Source organism: Dietzia sp. IBK-p2-15D (genome assembly GCF_057773105.1).
The window spans coordinates 178,441-200,355 of record NZ_JBYMTK010000002.1 but is presented as its reverse complement, the minus strand read 5'-3'; the positions used below and the strand labels follow the sequence as shown (position 1 = coordinate 200,355).

21 protein-coding genes are annotated in these 21,915 nt (G+C 72.6%); 11 read left to right on the top strand and 10 right to left on the bottom strand.

Annotated elements, in window-relative coordinates:
* Positions 1 to 15 precede the first annotated feature (15 nt).
* Entirely contained in the window at positions 16 to 954 is a 939-nt protein-coding gene (locus AC3DEV_RS03835) for an SDR family NAD(P)-dependent oxidoreductase (RefSeq protein WP_488371339.1), read from the top strand.
* Between the two features lie 4 nt (positions 955 to 958).
* On the opposite strand, the gene AC3DEV_RS03830 is transcribed toward AC3DEV_RS03835, so the two are convergent.
* The 5 genes from AC3DEV_RS03830 to AC3DEV_RS03810 are packed head-to-tail and all read right to left on the bottom strand — an operon-like array spanning position 959 to position 4,935.
* Positions 959 to 1,756 carry a hypothetical protein gene (locus AC3DEV_RS03830; RefSeq protein WP_488371338.1) on the bottom strand — a complete coding sequence of 266 codons (798 nt, stop codon included), beginning with the start codon at positions 1,754 to 1,756 and terminating at the stop codon, positions 959 to 961.
* Positions 1,757 to 1,767: 11 nt separating this feature from the next.
* Positions 1,768 to 3,450, bottom strand: coding sequence for an alpha/beta hydrolase (locus AC3DEV_RS03825; RefSeq protein WP_488371337.1), 1,683 nt, complete (start codon positions 3,448 to 3,450; stop codon positions 1,768 to 1,770).
* Positions 3,447 to 3,788, bottom strand: coding sequence for a hypothetical protein (locus tag AC3DEV_RS03820; protein WP_488371336.1), 342 nt, complete (start codon positions 3,786 to 3,788; stop codon positions 3,447 to 3,449). Before AC3DEV_RS03820 ends, AC3DEV_RS03825 begins: the two co-directional genes overlap by 4 nt.
* 8 nt (positions 3,789 to 3,796) lie before the next feature.
* Positions 3,797 to 4,186 carry a DUF2304 domain-containing protein gene (locus AC3DEV_RS03815; protein ID WP_069389183.1) on the bottom strand — a complete coding sequence of 130 codons (390 nt, stop codon included), beginning with the start codon at positions 4,184 to 4,186 and terminating at the stop codon, positions 3,797 to 3,799.
* The gene (locus AC3DEV_RS03810) at positions 4,183 to 4,935 is read right to left on the bottom strand and encodes a glycosyltransferase family 2 protein (RefSeq protein WP_488371334.1); all 753 of its coding nucleotides are present in this window, start codon (positions 4,933 to 4,935) and stop codon (positions 4,183 to 4,185) included. Before AC3DEV_RS03810 ends, AC3DEV_RS03815 begins: the two co-directional genes overlap by 4 nt.
* Positions 4,936 to 4,998: 63 nt before the next feature.
* Between AC3DEV_RS03810 and AC3DEV_RS03805 the strand changes: the two genes are divergently transcribed.
* Complete coding sequence (locus AC3DEV_RS03805) at positions 4,999 to 5,895, top strand: glycosyltransferase family 2 protein (protein WP_119192901.1); 897 nt, start codon at positions 4,999 to 5,001, stop codon at positions 5,893 to 5,895.
* Positions 5,896 to 5,910: 15 nt separating this feature from the next.
* On the top strand, positions 5,911 to 6,258 hold the full coding sequence (locus AC3DEV_RS03800; RefSeq protein ID WP_185951146.1) for a hypothetical protein: 348 nt from the start codon (positions 5,911 to 5,913) through the stop codon (positions 6,256 to 6,258).
* 59 nt (positions 6,259 to 6,317) lie between these two features.
* Here AC3DEV_RS03800 and AC3DEV_RS03795 read toward each other — a convergent pair whose 3' ends face one another.
* The 3 genes from AC3DEV_RS03795 to AC3DEV_RS03785 are packed head-to-tail and all read right to left on the bottom strand — an operon-like array spanning position 6,318 to position 10,973.
* Entirely contained in the window at positions 6,318 to 8,294 is a 1,977-nt protein-coding gene (locus tag AC3DEV_RS03795; protein ID WP_488371333.1) for an arabinofuranosyltransferase, read from the bottom strand.
* Positions 8,291 to 9,592 carry a polysaccharide biosynthesis protein gene (locus AC3DEV_RS03790; RefSeq protein ID WP_253003139.1) on the bottom strand — a complete coding sequence of 434 codons (1,302 nt, stop codon included), beginning with the start codon at positions 9,590 to 9,592 and terminating at the stop codon, positions 8,291 to 8,293. Before AC3DEV_RS03790 ends, AC3DEV_RS03795 begins: the two co-directional genes overlap by 4 nt.
* The gene (locus tag AC3DEV_RS03785; RefSeq protein ID WP_488371332.1) at positions 9,570 to 10,973 is read right to left on the bottom strand and encodes a M1 family metallopeptidase; all 1,404 of its coding nucleotides are present in this window, start codon (positions 10,971 to 10,973) and stop codon (positions 9,570 to 9,572) included. The genes AC3DEV_RS03790 and AC3DEV_RS03785 overlap by 23 nt, the downstream gene beginning before the upstream one ends.
* Positions 10,974 to 11,132: 159 nt before the next feature.
* On the opposite strand from AC3DEV_RS03785, the gene AC3DEV_RS03780 reads away from it, so the two are divergent.
* Positions 11,133 to 11,582: a hypothetical protein gene (locus AC3DEV_RS03780; protein WP_067711544.1), complete on the top strand. Its 450-nt coding sequence runs from the start codon at positions 11,133 to 11,135 to the stop codon at positions 11,580 to 11,582.
* Positions 11,579 to 11,989, top strand: coding sequence for a winged helix-turn-helix domain-containing protein (locus AC3DEV_RS03775; protein ID WP_488371331.1), 411 nt, complete (start codon positions 11,579 to 11,581; stop codon positions 11,987 to 11,989). The genes AC3DEV_RS03780 and AC3DEV_RS03775 overlap by 4 nt, the downstream gene beginning before the upstream one ends.
* Before the next feature lie 13 nt (positions 11,990 to 12,002).
* Here the strand turns inward: AC3DEV_RS03775 and AC3DEV_RS03770 are convergent, their stop codons facing one another.
* Complete coding sequence (locus AC3DEV_RS03770) at positions 12,003 to 15,851, bottom strand: Pls/PosA family non-ribosomal peptide synthetase (protein WP_488371330.1); 3,849 nt, start codon at positions 15,849 to 15,851, stop codon at positions 12,003 to 12,005.
* Positions 15,852 to 15,918: 67 nt separating this feature from the next.
* On the opposite strand from AC3DEV_RS03770, the gene AC3DEV_RS03765 reads away from it, so the two are divergent.
* From AC3DEV_RS03765 to AC3DEV_RS03755, 3 genes are all read left to right on the top strand, one after another.
* Entirely contained in the window at positions 15,919 to 16,773 is an 855-nt protein-coding gene (locus tag AC3DEV_RS03765) for an SDR family oxidoreductase (protein ID WP_132062746.1), read from the top strand.
* Positions 16,774 to 16,919: 146 nt separating this feature from the next.
* Positions 16,920 to 17,141 (top strand): PspC domain-containing protein, encoded by a 222-nt coding sequence (locus tag AC3DEV_RS03760; RefSeq protein ID WP_096906116.1) that lies wholly within the window; start codon positions 16,920 to 16,922, stop codon positions 17,139 to 17,141.
* Positions 17,142 to 17,164: 23 nt separating this feature from the next.
* Positions 17,165 to 18,028: a crotonase/enoyl-CoA hydratase family protein gene (locus AC3DEV_RS03755; protein ID WP_325768449.1), complete on the top strand. Its 864-nt coding sequence runs from the start codon at positions 17,165 to 17,167 to the stop codon at positions 18,026 to 18,028.
* 134 nt (positions 18,029 to 18,162) lie between these two features.
* Here the strand turns inward: AC3DEV_RS03755 and AC3DEV_RS03750 are convergent, their stop codons facing one another.
* Positions 18,163 to 18,675 carry an inorganic diphosphatase gene (locus AC3DEV_RS03750; protein WP_067711556.1) on the bottom strand — a complete coding sequence of 171 codons (513 nt, stop codon included), beginning with the start codon at positions 18,673 to 18,675 and terminating at the stop codon, positions 18,163 to 18,165.
* A 218-nt stretch (positions 18,676 to 18,893) separates the two neighbouring features.
* Between AC3DEV_RS03750 and dacB the strand changes: the two genes are divergently transcribed.
* The 3 genes from dacB (at position 18,894) to hpt (ending at position 21,891) form a co-directional block, all read left to right on the top strand.
* Positions 18,894 to 20,288: a D-alanyl-D-alanine carboxypeptidase/D-alanyl-D-alanine endopeptidase gene (gene dacB / locus AC3DEV_RS03745; protein ID WP_488371329.1), complete on the top strand. Its 1,395-nt coding sequence runs from the start codon at positions 18,894 to 18,896 to the stop codon at positions 20,286 to 20,288.
* Between the two features lie 73 nt (positions 20,289 to 20,361).
* Positions 20,362 to 21,333, top strand: a complete 972-nt coding sequence (gene tilS, locus AC3DEV_RS03740; protein ID WP_488371490.1) for a tRNA lysidine(34) synthetase TilS — start codon at positions 20,362 to 20,364, stop codon at positions 21,331 to 21,333.
* A complete protein-coding gene (gene hpt / locus AC3DEV_RS03735; protein ID WP_096906114.1) occupies positions 21,334 to 21,891 on the top strand; it encodes a hypoxanthine phosphoribosyltransferase in 558 nt (185 codons plus the stop codon). It abuts the gene before it with no gap.
* The last annotated feature ends 24 nt before the right edge of the window (positions 21,892 to 21,915 follow it).

Below are 21,915 nucleotides of genomic sequence, written 5' to 3'. Positions count from 1 at the left end.
AGGGGAGGGCAGCACATGCGAGCGTTGGTGACGGGAGGGGCCGGGTTCATCGGGTCGACCCTGGTGGACAGGCTGCTCGGTGAGGGCCATGACGTGACCGTGGTGGACAACCTGTCCCGCGGTCGGCTCGAGAACCTCGCGGCGGCCCGTGAGACCGGTGACCGGTTCGAGTTCCGCGAGCTCGACCTGACCGACCCCGCCATCGAGGACGTGGTGGCCGCCGCCCGGCCCGAGGTCATCTTCCACCTGGCCGCGCAGATCGACGTGCGGCTGTCGGTGGAGGATCCGGTCCACGACGCCCAGGTCAACGTCGTCGGCACCGTCCGGCTGGCCGAGGCGGCCCGCAAGGTCGGGGTGCGCAGGATCGTCTTCACCTCCTCAGGCGGGTCCATCTACGGGCCCGTGACCGAGCTGCCCGTCGCGGAGACCCGACCGGTGGACCCGCTGAGCCCGTACGCCGCCGGCAAGGTGGCCGGTGAGATCTACCTGGAGATGTTCTCGCGCCTGTACGGGATCGAGTGGGCGGGCGTGGCGCCGGCGAACGTGTACGGGCCGCGGCAGGACCCGCACGGCGAGGCCGGGGTGGTGGCGATCTTCTCCCAGCGCCTGCTGGCCGGTCAGCCCACGCGCGTGTTCGGCGACGGAGGCAACACGCGCGACTATGTGTTCGTCGACGACGTGGTGGACGCCTTCGTCCGCGCCGCCGAGGTCCCGGCCGCGGCGGGGCTGCGCTTCAACGTGGGCACCGGCGTGGAGACCACCGACCGTGGGCTGCACACCCTGGTCGCCGAGGCCGCGGGGGCCGCTGACGATCCCGAGTACGCCCCCGCCCGCCTGGGGGATGTCGCCCGTTCGGCCCTCGACGCCGAGCGCGCCGCCGAGGTGCTCGGCTGGACGCCGCGGGTGACGATCCGTGAGGGCGTCGCCCGGACGGTCGACTACTTCCGCGACTGACGCGCTAGTCGGTGTCGGCGCCCGCGTCGCCGTCCGCGCCGGCAGCGTCAGCGGTGCCGTCCTCACCCGCATCGCCGTCCACCTCAGCTGCGTCGGCGGCTCCGACCGCGTCGGCGCCCACGGCCGCGGCGCCGACGGCGTCCGGCTGCGGGGCGAAGTTGGGCCGGGGCAGGAACGGGCGGAGCAGGTCCGGGAATCCGGGCGCGGGCCGGGCACCGTCGGGTGCGGTGACCTCGAGCTCCCCCCCGCCCTGACCGGCGTCGTCCGCGCCGCCCGTGGCGTCACCCGTGGCGTCACCCGCGGTGCCGCCCTCGGCTCCGCCACCGGTGACACCGTCGCCCTCCGCCGGCGCAGCGGGCGCCACCGGGGCGGGGGCCGCGGGCGCGACCGGGACAACCGGCGCCTGACGGACCGGCTGGACGGCGGCGGCCCGCGGAACCGGCGCCGCGGTCGGCACACTGGTCACGGGGGCCACCGGGGCGACCGCCTGTTCGGCCCGATCGTCGGCGGGCTCGGTCTCCTCGGGCGCCTCGGTGCTCGCCTCGGTCGACTCCTCGCTGGTGGGGTCCTCGGTGCTCGACTCGGTGCTGGTCTCCGAGGAGGTGCTCGCGATCGGCTCGGCGGTGGGCCCGGTGGTCTGCGCGGATTCGACCTGCGCGCGGGCCCGCTCGACGGCCTCGGCGCTGCGGTGGGAGTCGTACCAGAGGCCGGCGGAGATCAACCCGACCGACAGGACGCCCAGGGCGCCCATCCCCACGGTGGTGAGAGACGGCGGGGTGAACCGGGTGTCGAGCGAAGCCATGGGCCCCGGTATCAGACAGCGTCCGTGGGAACGCCAACCTCTTCCCTCGCCGCGCGCGTCGCCGGTGGAACCGTCGTCAGTCGCTCGGGCCCCTCCCAGAGCACGGCCGCCTCGCCGTAGGGGTCCTGATCGCGACGGAGCAACAGGCCCACGGCATGTCGGCGCAGGACGGGCAGGACGCGCCCCTCCTGACCGCGGTCCACGCCGGTGTGGCGCGCCCGGATCCGCCGTTCACGCCACAGGGGCACCTGCCCGCCGAGCATCACGGCGAGCATCGCCCGGAACGCCCCGCAGTCCCGGTCGAACACGCCGCCGTGACCGCGCGTGCCGTAGACGGGCGTGCCGTCGGCGAAGTAGCCGGTGTCGAGTCGGACGGCGCCGCCGCCCAGGTCGGAGTGCGACCCGCGCTGTCGTAGGCCGAACCGGATCTGCAGTAGTTCCACGGGGTCGCCCGGTGCGGTGAGGGAGTACCTGCGTACCGGTCCGGGGGCGCGCCAGTCCGACGGCCCCGCGACGCCCACCCCGAGATCGGGCGACTCGGCGTAGATCACCCGGTCGGCGCGCAGGCCGAGCCGTTCGGCGGTGCCCACGATCCGCCCGCCGTACGAGTGCCCCACCACGGTCAGTGCCGCACCGGGGCATTCGATCTCCATGACCCGGTCCACCTCACGACAGAAGCGGACCAGGCGCGGCGCCATGGCGTCGGCGAACCGGGGATCGCCGGCATCGGCCATGATGTCCTGCGGGAACTCGCCGTCGAGAAACGTCACCACGGACAGTCGCCCGCCGCCGGACTCGACGAGGTCCACCGCGACGTCGGTGTTGACGTGGGACATGTCCAGGTTGGTGCCGGTGCCGGGCACGTACACCGCCACCGCCTCGATGTCCGGGCCGAGCTCGCCCACCACCTCGATCATCCGCCCACCGCGGCGCGGTGAGAACGCCGGGAAGGAACGACGACGACGACGAGCATCACGCCGCGCCATCGTCTCCAGACGCCCGATGCGCGGACTCCACGGCGTACCCGCCAGCTGTTCGCGGTGGAGCGCGGCGCGCACGGCCACCGCGTTGGCGCGGGCCCGCACCGGCCAGGGCACGCCGTACGTCCCGCCCACGGCCTCGGTCTCGGCCAGCGCGAGGAGTCGCCGGTCGGCGACGGGCATGTGCTCGACCGTCGCATACACATCGGACGGGTCGGCAGGTTCGGGTCCGGCCGGGCCCGGGTCCCAGGCCGCGACGGTCGCGGCGGTGTCGAGCCCGCCGGTTCCGCCCGGCCCGCCCGCGACGTCCGGCCCGCCCGCGACGTCCGGCCCGCCCGCCACGTCTGGCCCACCCGCCGCGACCCCGGCGAGCCTGGCCAGGTCGGCCAGCGCGTTGTCCGCTGCCCGGTCCAGCGTCGCCCTCAGGGCCGCGCGCCCGGGCTCGGGAAGCGGGTCCGGCCCGTCGAGGTCGTCCCAGGAGTCCTCGGCGAGCTCGACCAGCCGGTACACGCCCGCCAGGATCTCGGTCAGGCCGCGGGCCTCGCCGCCGACGGCGTCGGCCAGCGCGTCCAGGGCGGGGGAGCGGGTCGTGGAGGTGAGGAGCGCGTCGCGCGCGGTCGCCAGGGCGTCCCGCGCCGAGACGAGGCCGGCGGCCAGCTCGAGTAACCGGATTACCCGGACCGGCGGCGGGGTCTCCGGCAGTGCGCCGGTCACCGCGGCCGCCGGAACGGCTGGGTGTCGGCGACGGCCCGGGCCGCGTCCCGGACAGCCGCCTCGGACAGCGTGCCCTCCGCGAGACCGTCGGTCAGCGCGAGCAGGCGCGCGATCCGATCGGAGGCGGGGCGCAGGAGGGCGCGGACCTCGTCGTCGTCGTCGATCCGGGCGAGACCCCCGCGCGCGCCGGTGTCCCCACCGGCGGCGTCACCCACCTCGCCCGTTCCGGGCTGGTCACCGGCATGGAGGACCGCGTCGAGTCGTCCGCGCGCCACCCCGAGGCGGCGTCGCAGGCGCGCGGCCTCGCCGCGGACGTCCTCGTTCGCGCCCTCGTCCACGGCTGCGGTCAGGACCGCATCGGGTCGTCGTCGTCCGGGGCCGGCTTCATGACCACCGCGTCGACCTTGTCATCGGGCCGCACTGCGTTCTGTAACGCGATCGTCCGCGCCAGGCGCGAGTACCGCAGTTCCTGCTCGCGGAAACGCACATAGGTGGACACCGTCACGAACGCGAAGCCCATGACCAGCGCGTACAGCACCAGGTCGGTGCCGCGCTGGACCCCGAGCGCGTTGGCGACCACGGTGAGGTCATCGGGCCGGATCACGGCGTAGACCATGAACACGACGAACAGCACGAAGCCGATCTTCACCCCGGCCTTCGCGCGCGCCTTGCGGCGGTTGGCCAGGAAGAACACGACCAGCGCGGCGCCGGCCAGCAGGAGCAGGACCTTGATCATCGGGGCAGCCTCTTTCCCACGAACCCGTCGGAGAGGATGTTGATGCCGTTGAGCAGCGACTGGCCCTTGGACATCGAGTACTCGGTGTACAGGATGTCGACCGGCTGCTCGGCCACCCGCCAGCCGCGACTGTCCATGAGCTCCACGAACTCGCTGGCGTGGCTCATCCCGTTCATCCGCAGGTTGAGGTCCTCCGCGACGCGACGGTTGAACACGCGCAGACCGTTGTGGGCGTCGGTCAGACCCAGCCGCCGGTTGCGCGGACTCAGCAGCACCACGGTCCGCAACACGAGGCGCTTGATCAGCGGCACCTGGTCGTCGTCGCGGCGGGGGCGACCGAAACGCGTGCCCACCACGATGTCCACCGGCTCGGAGCGCACCCGCTCCACCATGGCCAGCACGTCCTTGACCTGGTGCTGCCCGTCGGCGTCGAAGGTGACGAAGTACCGGGCCCCCGGCTGGGCGCGGGCGTACTCCACACCGGTCTGGATGGCCGCGCCCTGGCCCAGGTTCACCGGATGGCGGACCAGGTGCGCACCCGCGCGGTGGATCGCCGCGGCCGAATTGTCCGCCGACCCGTCGTCCACCGCCACGATGTTGGGGAACGTCCCACGCGCCGAACGGAGCACCTCCTCGATCACGGCGCCCTCGTTGAAGCAGGGGACGATCAGCCACACGTCGTGGTTTCGGACGTCCTCGTTCCGGCCCGCTGAGTCGCCGCCTGGGTGCTGCTCACTGTCACTGCTCATCGGAGGTCGATACTATGCGACCGGACGGACAATCCGGTGACGAGAAGGACGGCGGTTCCCCTGATGGCCATCGACGTGATGCTCCCCTACTACGGGGACGTCGACCACTTCAAGAAGGCCGTGGACAGTGTCCTGGCACAGAGCTACCGCGATTTCCGGTTGGTCGTGGTGGACGACGGTTACCCGGATCCGGAGCCGGCCCGCTACATGGGCGAGATCACCGCGCGCGACGAGCGGGTGACCTACGAGAAGAACGAGACCAACCTCGGCGCGAACGGCAACTACCGCAAGTGTCTCGGGATGGTCACCGCGCCGGTCGTCGTGGTGATGGGCGCCGACGACATCATGCTGCCCAACTACCTGCAGGTCGTGGCGGACGGGTTCGCCGCCGTGCCGGACGCCGCCGTTATGGAGGTGGGGGTCAGCGTCATCGACGAGCACGGCGCGCCCGTCCGGGGGCTGTCCGACTCGGTGAAGGCGTTCACCCAGCCCAAGGCGCAGGGCCGCACCGTGCTGCACGGCGAGAAGCTCATGACCTCGCTCATGCACGGCAACTGGACCTACTTCCCGTCGCTGGCGTGGAACTCCGAGTGGGTCAAGCGGATCGGGTTCCGTGAGGGTCTGGACGTGGTGCAGGACCTCGCGCTGCTGGTCGACGTCATCACCGGGGGCGGCCACATGATCTACGACCCCACGCTGGCGTTCCTCTACCGCCGGCACTCGGCGTCGGACTCGTCGGTCCGCGCCCTCGACGGTCGGCGGTTCGACGAGGAGGCCCGCTTCTTCGCCGGTGAGGCCGACGCGTTCGCCGCCCGCGGCTGGAAGAGCGCCGAGCGGGCCGCGCGCCTGCACGTCACCTCGCGGCTCAACGCGCTGTCGCTGATCCCGACCGCGGCCAGGGCCGGCAAGCTGACCGAGGGCGGCAAGAAGCTGCTCGGGCACACGTTCCGCAAGTTCTGACGAGGAGCGTGGCGCGTGATCCCCGAGACGTGGATCCCGCACCGTCGCGACGACGGCGAGGTGGTCGGCTGGATCGACATGACGGTCGCCGAGCCGGCCCTCGTGCCGATCGACAGGCTGGGCCGGCCGATGAGCCCGGTCGACGAGTGGCACGAGGCGGAGGCCGCGCTCGACGGTGTCGGCCTGCGCTTCCTCATGGACCGGTACGTCGTCCACGACGACGGGCGTGACACCGAGGTCCGCATCGCCCACGTCTACGACGACCGCATCGTGCTGACCACCGCGCTCACCGACGCGGTGGAGGACGTGGGCCGCGAGATCGTCGTGCCGTTCCCGGCGCAGGCCTCGCTGCGGAGGGCATAGCGACTCTCTGCTGCCGGGGCCCGGGTGGGCCCGTGCTCCCCGGCGCGCCCGCCGGGGCCTCAGCGTCGCACGATCACCATCCGTTCCCCGACTTCGCGGACGTCGAAGCGGGCGGGATCGTCGAACTGCCGCGGCCGGAAGACGATCTCCTCGCGCGCGTTGTTCTGGACCCGGGGCATCTGGTTGACGATCGCGGGGAAAACCCAGCGGCGGGACCCCTCGCGGGTGAGGACCAGAACGTCGGGGCTGCGGAACTCGCTCCTCTCAAGTGCGGCGGTCAGCTCTCCGGGGGTCTCGGTGTCCGCCCAGCTCCGGATCTCGTCGAGGCGCTCCTCGTACCGGCCGGCCGGCGTGGCGTACGCCTGGGCCGGCGCCTGGAACGAGAAGTACGGCCGGTAGGCGTAGAGGGTCGGATCCGAGGTCAGCAGGACGAGGTCCGAGGGTGCCCGGTCGCCGGTCATGTCGTCCACAGCGTCCAGCTCGTCGCGGGGCACCGCGGGGAACCCGCGGGCTTCGGCGGCGAACTCCGCATCCTCCCCGGAGACGTGCTGCACCATCTGGACGGCAGCGAGGCCCGCGACCACCACCGCCGCGGCGGTGACGCGGCCACGGGACCGGTCGGGAGAGGTCCGCACGGCCCACCGGGCCAGCGTCAGCGCGCCGACCACGCCCGCCAGGGCGAGGACGAGGGTGATGATCGGGATCATCCGGAACGGCAGCAGCGTGCTGCCGGTGACCGCCCGCAGCCCCGAGAGCACGTACCACCCGAGGACGGTCACCGCCGTGAGGCCCAGGGCCTGTGCGAGGACGAGCCGTCGATCGGCCGGGGGGAGAGGGCCGTCGGCGTCGGTGTCGGCGACGTGGTCCGTGTCGTGCTCGGTGCCGATCCGCGTTCGCAACGTCGCCGCCGCGCGCTCGGAGGCCCGGCCGGCTCCGTCGGGCCAGACGGTGACGACCAGCCACACCACGCCGATCAGGCACAGGAGCCCGACGGCGGACACCTCGAGCATCGGCAGCGGCCACCGCGAGGCGATCTCGGGCGCGAAGTCGTTGGCCACCGAGGGTTCGGTGTCCGCGCCGCCGAGGGCGGCCAGCAGGAATCGGTGCCAGAACAACAGTGCGATCGCCGCGGAGATCGCCGCCATGGCGGCCAGGCGGCCGAGCAGGGCGAGGACCACCGCACGATCGGTGCGGTATCGCCAGGAATGGATGACGACGACGAGGCCCACCAGCAGCGCCGCGACACCCGCGATGAGGGTGTAGCCCAGCGCAGCCCAGCCGAGGTACAGGCCGGTCGTCGCGACCAGCGGCCACGTGGGTCCGCGGCTCGTCCGGGATCCGGCTGCGGCGGCCACCCGTGCGCAGAGGAGGAACGTCGCCACGACGACCTGCGGGAGCAGGCAGATGAGGATCCACGAGTAGGGCTCGTAGGCGTTGGTGTGCCCGCCGATGACCGAGGTGACGAGACCGAACACGACGGCAAGCCGCGCGGGGACGAGCCATCGCCAGGCCACGAACGCGATCGCGCCGGCGATGGCCATGGTGACGATGGCGTACGGCTTGTAGAACTCCCAGCCGTCGATGCCCGTGATCCGGGACAGCTGCCCGCCCACCCAGAACCACTGTGGCGGGTAGAAGGGCGCGGCGTCGGCGTAGAAGGGGTCGGCGAGGGCGGGGGAGTCGGCGAAGCGGGTGACGTAGGCGACGCGGTTGAGCTGGTCGCCGCCGAGGCCGAACAGGTAGTGCGGCGTGCCGTTCAGCAGCAGTCCGAGGTGGGAGGAGGCCAGGAAGGCCGGCCCGGCGGTTCCGAGCAGCCACAGGGCCCGGCCGCCAGTGGCCCTGCGCAGCAACAGCCACCCGGCGAGGATGACGACCCCCGCGGCGAGGGTCGCGCCGAAGGTCTCGGGCAGCCAGCTGGGTTCGACGAACGGCAGCGCGTCGACTCCCGTGAACGTGAGGGCACCGACCACGGCCGCGACCAGGAGGGCGGCGAGGAGTTCGCCGCCCCGGCGGGCGAGCAGACGGACGTCGGTCATGCGTCGGTTTCCGGGTGGCGCGCGGTCACGGCCAAGCCGGTGACGTGGACCGCGACCCCGATGCCGGGGCCGGCGAGGAGCGCGATCGCGGCGCGCACGTCGAGTGGTCCGGGCACGGCGACGAGAAGCGCCGCCGCGGCGACGACCGCGACCCACCACCCGGCGTTGTAGAGCAGGTGGCGGTCGAAGGCCAGCGCCGCGTTGCCCGTCACCATCAGGGCGGCGGTGCCCACGGACGCGGCGGTGAGGGCGGCCAGTACCGCACCGGGCAGTTCGAAGTCGCCTCCGAACAACACGCGGATCAGCCACGGGCCGACCAGCCACGCGGCCCCCGCTCCCACGATCCCCACCGCCGTCACCAGGCCGAGCGGGGCGGCCAGCGACCGCGGTCCGCGGGCGCGGCGCTGGACGAAGTAGACGATGATCGCGCTCTGGAAACTGGTGAGCGGCACGAGCAACGGCGCGCGGGTCAGGGTGATGGCGAGGATCACCGCGCCGACGAGTGGCGCCGGATCGTCCGCGCGGACGGTGGCGGTGACGAACAGCGGGAACCCGGTCACCAAGGCCGAGGTGCCGGCGGAGGCGAGCATGGCTGCCCCGGTGTTGCGCCAGAAGCGCCGGCGACCGGCGTCGACGGCGGAGGCCAGCGCGTCGCGGGTGGCGGGGGACAGGGCGATGAGCAGCGCCCACGTGACGGCGCCTGCGACCGTGGCCACGGCGAATCCGAGACCGGCGTCGCCGAGCCACCACGCGACGCCCGCCACGGCCAGGCGCAGCGCCGCGTCGACGGTGAGCAGGACCGCGTACAGGCCCCAGCGTTCGGTTCCCGACAGGGCGCCCGCGGTGGCGGCCTGGAGGGTGAAGCCGAGGATGCCGAACGCCATGATGGCGACGCCGACGCCGGAGAACGTGGGCAGGCCCAGCGCGGGCCAGGCCGGTGCGCTCACGGCCACCGCGGCCGCGAGGACCAGGCCCAGCGTGAGCCCGGCCGGCAGCAACCGGACGGCCGACCGCGGCGGCCGCGCGCCGACCGTGCCGGTCCCACCCCCGCGGGCCGAGCGGACGGCGCGGGTGACTTCCTGCATCAGCCCGTTGGCGACGCCGCCGAGGGCGAAGAACGCTCCCCAGTAGGTGGCGAACAACGGATAGTCTGCCGGGCCGAGTGCGCGGCCGGCGACGAGCATCACCAGGTACCCGGAGGCCGCGGCGAACAGGGTCGCCAGCGTCAGTGCCCGCATCCCGCCCGCGGCCGACCGGCCGGTGGTGGGTGTCGGCTCAGTGGCTGCCGGTGTCGTCATCGGGCATACCGAGGGTCGGCGGCAGGGGCTCGGAGAACAGCCAGGCGTTCCACAGCGGCCGCAGGTCGACGGGGGAGTGGTCGGCGGCCATGTGGAGGAAGTCGTCGGTGGTGACGGTCCTGCCGGAGTACGTCGCGACCCACGTGCGGAGGAGATCGAAGAAGCGGTCGTCGCCGATCGTCAGGCGCAGGGCGTGCAGGGTCAGGGCGCCGCGCTTGTAGACACGGTCGTCGAACATGTCCTCGGGTCCGGGGTCGGACAGGAGGAGGTCCTGCGGGGAGTTCTGCAGCTTGGAGTAGTAGCGCAGGGCGTGACTTCCGGCGTCGGCGCCGCCGGAGAACTCGGTCCAGAGCCATTCGGCGTAGCAGGCGAACCCCTCGTGCAGCCAGATGTGCTTCCACTCGGCGATGGTGACGGCGTTGCCGAACCACTGGTGGGCCAGCTCGTGCGCGATGAGTCGCTCGTCCGAGTCCGGCCGGCCCGCGGCCTCACACGTGTTGCGTCCGAACGTCGACATGCCCATCGCCTCTAGCGGGATCTCGAGTTCGTCGTCGGTCACCACGACCTTGTAGCTGTCGAACGGGTACGGGCCGAAGAGATCGGAGAACACGGTGATCATCTCGAGTTGCCGGGCGAAGGCCTCCCGGAATCCCCGCTTGAGGTCGGCGGGGACGAAGGCGTGGAACGGCACCGGCCCGTCGGTGGCCTCGAGGTGGTCGTACTGACCGAGGTTGACGGTGACCAGGTAGGTCGAGGTGGGGTGCGGGAGGTCGAAGTCCCAGGCGGTCGTGCTGCCACTGCGCTTCTTGCCGACCAGCGTGCCGGTGACGACGGCGCGGTACGGCGAGTCGGTGGTGAGCCGGATGCGGAACGGGGCCTTCGCCGAGGGGTGGTCGTCGCAGGGGAACCAGCTGGCGGCGCCGTTGGGCTGGCCCGCGACGAGGACCCCGTCGGTCAGTTCCTCCCAGCCCACCTCGCCCCACGGCCCACGGATCGGCTTCGGGTTGCCGGAGTAGCGGATGGTCAGGGTGAACGCGGATCCCACGGCGAGTGGTTCGGCGGGGGTGATCGAGAGCTTGCCGCGGGGCCGGGTGTAGCGGGCGACGCGGCCGCCGTCGAGGAGGACCTTGGACACGGTCAGGTGCGGGGAGAGGTCGAGCCGGATCGTCTCCAGCGGCTCGGTGGCGGTCGCGGTGATCACCGCCTCGCCACGGAGGTTGTTGGGGCTCACCTTGTAGCTCAGGTCCAGCTCGTAGCGCGTGACGCGATATCCGTGGTTGCCCGCGCCGGGCAGGTAGGGGTCGACCGGGTCGGCGCCCGACGGCGTGCGTGGGGACGCGATCCTGGCGACGAGGTCTGACTTCACTGCCTTCAATTCCATGACCTGCGCGAGTCTAGAGGACCCGGGGCGGGCGGCACCCGTCTCGACGCGAGACGTGGCCGATCCCGAGAAAGTAGTTGCCAAACTGGAAAGTACTTGTCTAGTCTCAATATCACTCCGCGGCGGAAACTCCCCCGGGCACCGACGGAAGGCAGACCCATGGACCCGCAGAATTCCAGCACCGGCGAGGTCGATCGAGCGGAGGCCGCCCGCATGCTCGCCGAGGCCGAGGGGCGCCCACCGGTCAGCTCCCGGCACGACGCCCGCCTGTTCGCCGCGTTCGCCGCGGCCATCTCGCTTCTGATGGGGATCGGGACAGTCGCGATCATGTTCTCCAACTGGGCGCTCGTGCCGTACGTGCTGTTGCTCTTCGTGGCGATCTTCTGGCAGCGACGCGCGATCAAGGCGGGCCCCCGCGGATCGGGACGGACCTACACGTGGGGCGTCGCGGGATCGGGGGTGATGATCCTCGTCGTCGTCACCGGCCTCAACGTCATCCGCACCACGATCGGGCTCACCGCCTGGTGGTACCTCCTCGGGGTTCTGTTCGTCGCCCTGCCCGGCCTGGTGGCCGCCGCGATCATCGACCGGCGGGGACCCGAGCGGTGAGCGGAGAGAAGTTGAGCGGCGAGAAGATGAGCAGCGAGGCGACGGGCGGCGAGACGACGACGAGCACCCCGGCTGCATCGGGGGGGCCCGCCCCGGGGGCGGGCGGCGGATCGGGAGGGCACGCTCGCCACCGGTTGGACGAGGTCATCCACGCGCCCGTCCGCTTCTCCATCGTCGCGGCCCTGGCCGGCGTCGACTACGCGGATTTCGCCACCATCCGCGACGCGGTCGAGGTCACCGACTCGACACTGTCCAAGCAGGCATCGGTGCTGGAGAAAGCCGGATACGTCAAGGTCAGCAAGGGGTACGTCGGCAAACGGCCGCGGACGTGGTTGTCGCTCACCCGCGACGGACGCAAGGCCTACGCGTCCCACCTGGCGGCGCTGCGAGCCATCGCCGGCGGCTGACCCGCCTACCGGCTCAGCCCCGCCAGGGCGCGATCGGATTGCCCTGCCAGCGGGTGCCGGGCGGGATGCGGTCACCGCGCATCACCAGCGAGGCCGGGCCGACGGTCGAGCCGTCGCCGATCGACGACGCCGGCAGCGCGACGCAGTGGCACCCCAGCGTGGCGCCGGCCTCGATCGTCACCCGGTCGATCTGCATGATGCGGTCGTGGAACAGGTGGGTCTGGACCACGCAGCCGCGGTTGATGGTGGCGCCGTCGCCGAGGGAGACCAGGTCCGCCTCGGGCAGCCAGTACGACTCGCACCACACGCCTCGGCCGATCCGTGAGCCCAGCAGGCGCAGCATCGCGTTCATCACCGGGGTGCCCGACGCGGGCCGGGCCATCCACGGCGCGGCGAGCAACTCGATGAACGAGTCGGCGACCTCGTTGCGCCACACGAACGACGACCACAGCGGCTGCTCGCCCGCGCGGATCCGGCCCACGAGGATCCACTTGGCCAGGGCGGCGACCACCAGGGCGACCAGGCCGGCGTACGCCAGGATCAGCCCGGAGGTCAGTGCCGCCACGCCGAAGCCCCACTCCAGGTGGATCTCCTGCATCACCACCAGGACGCTCACCAGCAGCAGGAACGACATCCAGACGGGGACCAGTCGCAGGGTCTCCCACGCCGCCCGGGCGACCTTGAGGCGTCGCGGCGGCTGGTAGGTGCGGACGTCGTCGGTGTCGGCGACGGCGCGAGGGAGTTTCTGCGGCGGCGACCCCAGCCACGAGGTGCCCTTCTTGGCCTTCTGCGGGGCGGACGAGAGCACGGCGACCAGGCCGCGCGCGGGCACCTTCCGCCCGGCGGAGGCGATCCCGGAGTTGCCGAGGAAGGCGCGCTTGCCGACCTGGGCGTGCTCCAGACGCATCCATCCGGAGCCCAGTTCGTACGGCGCGACCATGGTGTCGTCGGCGAGGAATGCCCCGTCGCGGACGGTGGTGAGCGCGGGGATGAGCAGCACGGTCGAGGCCTCGACGTCCTTGCCGATCCTGGCTCCCAGCATGCGCAGCCAGACCGGGGTGAGCATGGAGGCGTAGAGCGGGTAGAGCCAGTTCCGGGCGGCGTCCATGAGGCGTTCGCTGCACCAGGCCTGCCAGGCGATCCGCGAGTGGACCGGGTGGAAGCCGGGGTCCAGGCCGATCGACAGCAGCCTCACCGCCCCGAGGGTGGCCGCGGCGAAGAGTGCGAGCGCGAGGAGGGTGGCGGGGACCGACCACAGTGCGGCGAGCAGGGCCATCTCGCCCGGGCTGCCCGCGCCGCGGGCTCCCCAGGCCACCAGCGCGAGGCCGGCGAGCAGGGCCGCCAGCGGCATCGCACCGAGCGCGACGGCGGAGAACTGGTAGACCAGGCTCCAGAGCCGGTTGTGGGGCGCGGGCTCGGCCGGCCAACTCGATCCACGCTTGCCGCGCTTGAGCGCGGGCGAGCCTGCGTAGCGCTTACCGGCCTTGACCGTGCCGACCACCGCGGACCCGATCTCCACGTGGGCCCCGCGGCCCACCACCGCGCCGGGCAGCAGGGTGGACCGGGCGCCCACCACCGCGTTCTCGCCGATCTCCACGGAGCCCACGTGCACGAGGTCGCCGTCGATCCAGTACCCGGCCAGGTCCACCTCGGGTTCGATCGAGGCCCCGTCGCCCACCCGGAGCAGGCCGGTGACCGGTGGGAGGGTGTGCATGTCCACACCGTGTCCGATCTGCGCCCCCAGCAACCGGGCGAAGGGGGTGAGCCACCCGGCACCCTCGAGGTTGGCGACCCCGGAGACCTCGACCAACCGCTCGGCGGCCCAGATCCGCAGGTGCACCGACCCCGCCCGTGGGTACGTCCCCGGCGCCACGCCGGCGGTGAGCACCCGGCACAGGCCGGCGGTGACCAGCATGCGGCCGGCGGGCAGCAGGAGCAGAACCACCATGATCCCGAGCACCCACCACGACACCGGCCGCGCCCAGGGCAGCCCGAGGCCGACGGCGACGTTGTTGGCGATACCCACCCAGGTGAGCCACTGCAAGCCGGTCAGCGTGAGCAGCGGGATCGTGGCGAGCACCTGCAGGAGCTGCGCGCCGCGGCCGACGGGTCGGACGTACCGCGGTTCGACCTCGGCTTCCGGTTCGAGTTCGTCGAGGTACCCGGCGAAGTCGCCCAGGCGCGAGCGGTCGTAGATGTCGCCGACGGTCACCGCGGGGAAGCGTTCCCGGACGCGGGCCACCACGTGCGCGGCGGCGAGCGAACCGCCCCCGAGGGCGAAGAAGTCCTCGTCGACCCCGGAGACGTCGGCCCCGAGGGCGGCCGACCACAGTTCGGCGACCCACGCCTCGATGCCGTCGAGTTCCGACTCGGCGGCCGACGTCTGGGCCAGCGGCCACGGCAGGGCGGCGCGGTCGACCTTGCCGGAGGTGCGGGTCGGCAGCTCGTCGACCAGGGCCAGGCGCGGGACCACGCCGGCGGGCAGGTGCTCGCGCAGGAGGCCGGCCGCGCCGGGCAGGTCGAACTGGTCGGGCTGCTCGGCCACCAGGTACGCGACGAGCACCGGTTGGCCGGCGTCGGTCTTCTTCACGGCGGCGGCGCCGGCGCTCACCCCGGGCAGGGCGGACACGGCGGTGTCGACCTCCCCCAGCTCGAGGCGGCGGCCGCCGATCTTGACCTGGTCGTCGACGCGGCCGTTGAAGTACAGGCCGTCGGCCTCGAGTCGGACCACGTCGCCGGAGCGGTAGGCGCGCTCCCAGCCCAGGGTCTGCATGGGCCCGTACTTCTCGGCGTCCTTCTCGGGGTCCAGGTATCGCGCCAGGCCGACTCCGCCGATCACCAGCTCGCCGGACTCCCCGTAGCCCACCGGATCGCCCGCCGCATCGACCACCGCGAGGTCCCAGCCGTCCAGCGGCAGCCCGATCGACACCTCACCGACGCCGTCCAGCCGGACCGCGCAGGCGACGACGGTCGCCTCGGTGGGGCCGTAGGTGTTCCACACCTCGCGACCGTCACCGACCAGGCGTTCGGCCAATTCCGGAGGGCAGGCCTCGCCGCCGAGGATCACCATCCGGATACCGGCGAGCATCGAATCGGGCCACATCGAGGCGAGGGTCGGCACCGTGGAGATGACGGTGATCCGCCGATCCCGCAACCACGGGCCGAGGTCGAGGCCGGACTTGACGACCGAGCGCGGCGCGGGTACGAGGCACGCCCCGTGGGCCCAGGCCAGCCACATCTCCTCGCAGGAGGCGTCGAACGCCACGGACAGCCCCGCCAGCACCCGGTCGCCGGGGCCCAGCGGCGCGCCGGTGAGGAAGAGCCGGGACTCGGCGTCGACGAACGCCGCGGCGCTGCGATGCGTCACGGCCACACCCTTGGGCAGGCCGGTGGTCCCGGAGGTGAAGATGATCCAGCAGTCGTCGTCCACCGTCGGGCCGCGGTGTCGCGAGGGTGCGGTGGTGCGGCCGGGATCGGTGACGAGCATGCCGTCGGCGGTGTAGACGGCCGCGACCTGCGCCTGACCGAACACCAGATCGGCGCGCTCGGCGGGGTCGTCCACGTCGACGGGCACGTACGCCGCGCCGGCGGCGAGGGTGCTGAGGATTGCCAGGTAGAGGTCCGCGGAGCCCGAGGGCATGTGGATGCCGACCCGGTCGCCGGCGACGACGCCCTGGTCGTGCATCCACCGGGCGGAGGTGTGGATCGTCCGCGCCACCTCGTCGTAGCTCAGGACGCGGGTGCCGTCGTCGATGCACGGCGCGTTCGGGTGGCGGGTCGCCGCGGCGTCGAACACGTCGAGGAGTGTCCGGGGTTCCGCGGCGTGTGAGCTGCGAAGATACTGCGCGGGAATGGTGGCCACCCGCGGATCGTATCCCGCGTAGGTGAACTGCCCGCCGCGGTCACCCGGGGCTGGTTAAGTGAGGCGGATGACAGAGAACCTCAGCAACAAGACCATCGTGATCGTGGGAGCGGGTCCGGGATTCGGCCGCACGCTCGCCCTGCAGGCCGCCGCACAGGGGGCGACGGTGGTCGTCGCCGCCCGCACGGAGTCGCGGGTCGTCGAGATCGCCGAGGAGGTCCGTGCGGCTGGCGGAAGCGCGATCGCCGCGGCCGTGGACGCCACCGACCCGGAGTCGGTGCGAGCGTTGCGGGAGACGGTGGAGGGTCACACCGATGCGGTGCACGGTCTGGTCTACAGCGCGTTCGCGGTGCCCAGCATGAAGCCGCTCGCGCAGACAGACCACGACCAGATCTCCCGCGGGATCGACCTGTCGGTGCTCGGCGCCCTGCGCACCACGCAGGAGTTCACCCCGCTGCTCGAGGCCGGCGCCGCTCCCGCCACCGGCACCGCAGCCGGCTCCGCTGCCGCCGCCGACTCCGCCACAGGCGCGGCCCCCGCCAGCGCGTCCGTCGTCATGATGGCCTCAGCGGTGATCCACCACTCCCGCGAGCGCTACGCGGGCTACAAGATCGCCAAGACCGCCCTCGTCGCGCTGGGCCATTCCCTGGCCACCGAGCTCGGCCCGCGGGGCATCCGCGTCAACACCGTGGCGCCCGGGTACATCTACGGCGAGACGCTCAAGGCGTACTTCGAGCACCTGGCCACCAAGTACGGCGGCACGGTCGACGACGTCTACGCCCACACCGCAGAGAAGATGGATCTGCGGCGCCTGCCCTCCGAGCGCGAGATCGTCGACCCGGTGCTGTTCCTGCTCTCCGACGCCGCCTCCGCGGTCACGGGCCAGACCCTCACGGTGGACTGCGGCGAGTTCCACACCTGAACCGGGCGGACCGCACCCCGACGCCGGATCAGGGTCTGAGAATCGGGTCTTTCCCCGATGCGGAGCGGGTGCTCGGGGAGGAGAGTGGAGGTCACCGGGGAGAGGTCCCCGATCCCCCTTTCCCGACGACGACGAGGTGTGACGTCATGACCTACTCCCCAGATTCCGGGCCCAAGCGACTGATGCGGTCGGAGGACCGCTGGATCGGCGGCGTGTGCGGTGGGCTCGCCGACTACTTCGGGCTGGACCCGGCGTTGGTCCGCCTCCTGTTCGTGGCCTCGATCCTGCTGCCGGGTCCGCAGCTGCTCATCTACGTGATCCTGTGGTTCGTCATGCCCGATTCCCGTGCCTCGCGAGCCCGCGCCTGAGGGGCCCGTGGCAGGCTGGGGCCATGAGCACTCCAGACACCTCAGCCGCTCCCGGCGAGTACGCTTCCGTCCGCATCGAGAAGGGTGCCCGTCACCCGCACGTCGCACAGGTGACGTTGATCGGCCCGGGGCGCAACAACGCGATGGGCCCGGACTTCTGGGCCGAGATGCCCCGCGTGATGGCCGAGCTCGACGCCGACCCCGAGGTCCGCGCCGTCGTGCTCGCCGGCGAGGGCCGCAATTTCACGTACGGCCTGGACCTGATGGCGATGATGCCGCAGTTCATGGAGTTCCTGCCCGAGGACAAGACCCCGGACGCCTCGCGTAACGAGCGCATCCTGGACTTCGTGGAGAACATGCGTCAGGCCGTCGACGCGGTCGCGTCGGCCAGGACGCCCACCGTCGCCGCGATCCAGGGCCGCTGCATCGGCGGTGGCATGGACCTCATCTCGGCCTGCGACGTCCGCCACGGTTCGGCGGACTCCAGCTACTCGGTCCGGGAGGTCAAGGTGGGCATCGTCGCCGACATGGGCTCGCTCGGGCGACTGCCGTACATCATCGGCTCCGGGCTGACCCGTGAGCTGGCGCTGACCGGGCGCGACATCGACGCGGAGACCGCGCTGCGCTACGGGCTGGTCACGCACGTCGCCGACGACGCCGCCGGGGTGCTGGACTCGGCCCACGCCACGGCCGCCGAGATCGCGGACAACCCGCCGCTGGTGGTCCGCGGCACCCGCGAGGTCCTCAACCGGGCGATCGAGGGGCCGATCTACGAGTCCAACCGCTACGTCGCCACGTGGAACGCCGGCTTCCTGGCCTCGGCGGACATGATGGAGGCCATCGGCTCGACGCTGGAGAAGCGCGAGGCGAGGTACACCGGCCGCTGACCGCGCCCCGCCGACCGCCGACCGCCGGCCGCGCGCCCCGTCCGCCGAGAAGAGTGTTTCGCACCTCGCTACTCGGGCGATACGAGCGAAATGCTCTTCTCGGCGTGCCGGGCCTGGCGCCGGGCCAGGCGGTGTCAGCCGCGGAAGGGCTCGGCCTTCTCCTCGGGGTGCTCGGTGAAGTTCTCGAGGCCCTCGGCGATGAGCTTCTCGCCATGGGCCTTGTCCCGCCACTCGCCCGGGGTGACGTGCTTGCCCGGCTCGAGGTCCTTGTAGTGCAGGAAGAAGTGCTCGATCGCCTTGAGCTCGAAGTCCGGGACATCGTCGACGTCCTGGATGTGCTCCCAGCGCGGGTCCAGGGCGGGGACGCACAGCAGCTTGTCGTCGCCACCGGCCTCGTCGGACATGGTGTAGACGCCCACGACGCGCGACTTGACGATCACGCCGGGGAAGACGGACTCGTCGAGCAGGACCAGGGCGTCACAGGGGTCACCGTCGTCGGCGAGGGTCTTGTCGATGTAGCCGTAGTCGGCCGGGTAGCCCATCGAGGTGAAGAGGAAACGGTCGAGATAGATCTTGCCGGTCTCGTGGTGGATCTCGTACTTGTTACGCGAACCCTTGGGGATCTCGATGGTCACTTCGACGGTCACGGGCTACCTCACAAATCGTCATTCTCCGGACCCGGGACGGCTCTCCCGGACAATCCGGGCCGATTCTAGTAGGCGGCCCCGGCGCCGGGGGTGGCCGCCGTCACGCGGGCCGCTAGCGTGGGTCCGACGCACGGCAGGCGAGGGTAGCGTCGGCAGCCGCCGGTGGCGACCGGTGGCGGTGACAGTGGAGGCGACAGCGTCCGGGAGGGTGGGCACGAGTGACCGAGCGCGGAGTGTGGCGCGGGCGTGGGCTCGTGTGGCGGGCGGGGGTCGTGTTCGTCGTCGTCGTACTCCTGGTCGTGGGGCTCGTCGCGGCGGCGCTGTTCACCGACGTGGAGGACGACGTCCGCGCGGTCGTCGGCGCCCCCGCGCAGACCACGGCGGAACTGAACCCCGGACTGCACGCGGCGGACGACTCGGCGCCCCTGCCGGACCCCGCCGCCCTCGAGGAGATCCTCGGCCCCCTCGCGGCGTCCCCGGCGGTCGGCGACCTCACCGCCAGCGTGGTCGACGACGCGACCGGACAGGTCCTGTGGGAGCGCCGCCCTCGCGACGCCAAGGTCCCCGCGTCCACGACCAAGCTGCTCACCGCGGTCGCCGCGCTGAGCAGACTGCCCGGCGACACCCGCGTCGACACGGTCCTCGCCCGCGGCGCCGAGCCGGACACGCTCGTCGTGGTCCCCGGCGGCGACCCCACCATGTCCGGCGGCGCCGAGCCCGGTCCGCTCTTCCCCGGCGCGGCCACGCTCACACAGGCCGCCGACGTCGTCCGCGATGCCGGGCTCACCCCGGCGCGCATCGTCGTGGACCCGGGCCCGTACACCGGGCCGCGGCTGGGCCCCGGCTGGCCCCCGTCGGAGATCCCGGCCGGCAACATCGCGCCCATCGAGGCGTGGATGCTCGACTCCGGCCGCCTCGACCCGGCCGACGAGTACTCGCCCCGCACGACCGAACCCGCCCTCGCGGCCGGCAGGGCCCTGGCCCGCGAACTGGGCGTGGACCCGGAGCGCGTGCGGGTCGCCCCCGACCCGGTGGAGACGACCGATGAGCTGGGCAGGGTGTCGTCGGCGGAGCTCACCGATCGCCTCCGCTCGATGCTCGTGCACTCCGACAACGTGCTGGCCGAGGCGATCTGCCGCGAGGTGGCGCTGGACCGCGACCCGGACGGTCCGGTCGACTTCGCCGCCGGGACCGCCGCCGTGCTCGACACGCTCACCGACCGTGGCCTCGACATGTCCGGGGTGCGCCTGGACGACTGCTCCGGCATGAGCAACGGCAACCGCATCTCGGCGGCCGTGCTCACCGACGTCCTGCGCACCGCCTCCGCACCCGACGCGACCCGCGAGATGCGCGACCTGCTCGACACCCTGCCCGTGGCCGCCGGGTCGGGGACGCTGGTCGACCGGTTCACCGGCCCCGCCGCCGCCGGCGCCGGCTGGGTGCGCGCCAAGACCGGCACCCTCGCCGGGACGAGCACCCTGGCGGGCTCGGTGACCAGCACCGACGGCCGCACCATGAGCTTCGCCCTGCTGTCCTCCGGCACCGACCCCGCCGTCGCGCGCCCGGTCCTCGACCGGATCGCCGCCGAGATCAGTGCCTGTGGTTGCCGCTGACCCCGCTCGCCGGCACCCCGCCCGGACCGGTGGGGACCGGCCCGGCCCGGCCTGGACCGGCCCGGCCTGGACCGTGCGCGCGGCGCTGCGGGCGTTCCGCCGCGACCACCCCGAACTCGGCGACGAGGTGTGCGTGGCCCTGTCCGGGGGAGCGGACTCGCTGGCGCTGACCGCCGCGGCCGCCGTCGAGTTCGTCGCCGTGACCGCCCTCGTGGTGGACCACGGTCTGCAGGAGGGGTCGGACGCCGTGGCCCGGGACGCGGCCGCCGCGGCCCGCGGGCTCGGCGCAGAGGCGGAGGTCCTCGTCGTCGTCGTGGATCAGAGGGGTTCCGGCCCCGAGGCCGCCGCCCGCGCGGCGCGCTACACCGCGCTCGACACCGCGCGCCGCGGACGGCCCGTGCTGCTCGCCCACACCCTCGACGACCAGGCCGAGACCGTCCTGCTGGGGCTGGGCCGCGGCTCCGGCGCCCGCTCGCTGCGCGGGATGGCGCCGTGGGACGCACCGTGGGGGCGCCCGCTGCTGGGGGTCCGCGCCGCCGACACCCGCGCCGCGTGCCGCGACCTCGGCCTGGGGTTCTGGGAGGACCCGCACAACACCGACCCGGCGTTCACCCGGGTGCGCCTGCGGCACGAGGTCCTGCCGCTGCTCGAGGACGTGCTGGGTGGCGGTGTCGCGGAGGGGTTGGCGCGCACCGCGTCACTGCTGGGGGTCGACGACGACGAGCTGGAGCGTCTCGCGGCGGCCGTGCCCGTCGGCGACGACGGCGCCCTGGAGGTGAGCCGGCTGGAACCCCTGTCGACGGCCGTGCTGACCCGGGTCCTGCGCCGCTGGCTGCTGGCGCGGGGAGTCACCTCACCCACGTACGCGCACCTGACGGCCGTGGCCGCGCTCGTCACCGACTGGCGCGGGCAGGGCGGGGTGGCGGTCGGTGGCACCGGGCCCGCGGGCGCGGGTGGGGCGGGGCCCTCGGCCAGGTTGGTCGCCCGGCGCCGACGTGGAAAGGTGGTCCTGGAGAACGACCGGGCGAGCGGAGCGGGGACGTAGATGACCACGGACAAGTACGCGGACGAGATCGAATCGGTCCTGCTCGACGAGGAGTCGATCCGCGAGCGGATCGCCGAGATGGCCGCCACCGTCGGCGAGCGCTACGCGAACGTCGAGAAGGAGGTCGTGCTGGTCGCCGTCCTCAAGGGCGCCGCGATCTTCGTCTCCGACTTCGCCCGGGCCCTGCCCATCCCGTCCGAGATGGAGTTCATGGCCGTCAGCTCGTACGGCTCCTCCACCAGTTCGTCCGGTGTGGTGCGGATCCTCAAGGACCTCGACCGCGACATCGCCGACCGTGACGTGATCATCGTCGAGGACATCATCGACTCCGGGCTGACCCTGTCCTGGCTCATGCGCAACCTGCGCACCCGCAACCCGCGGTCGCTGGAGATCGTCACCCTGCTGCGCAAGCCCGACGCGGTGAAGGCGGACCTGGACATCCTCGAGATCGGGTTCGACATCCCCAACGAGTTCGTCGTGGGCTACGGCCTCGACTTCGCCGAGCGCTACCGCGATCTGCCGTACATCGGCAGGCTGCACCCGCGCATGTACTCCTGACGCACGGACTGCTGGACACTTGTC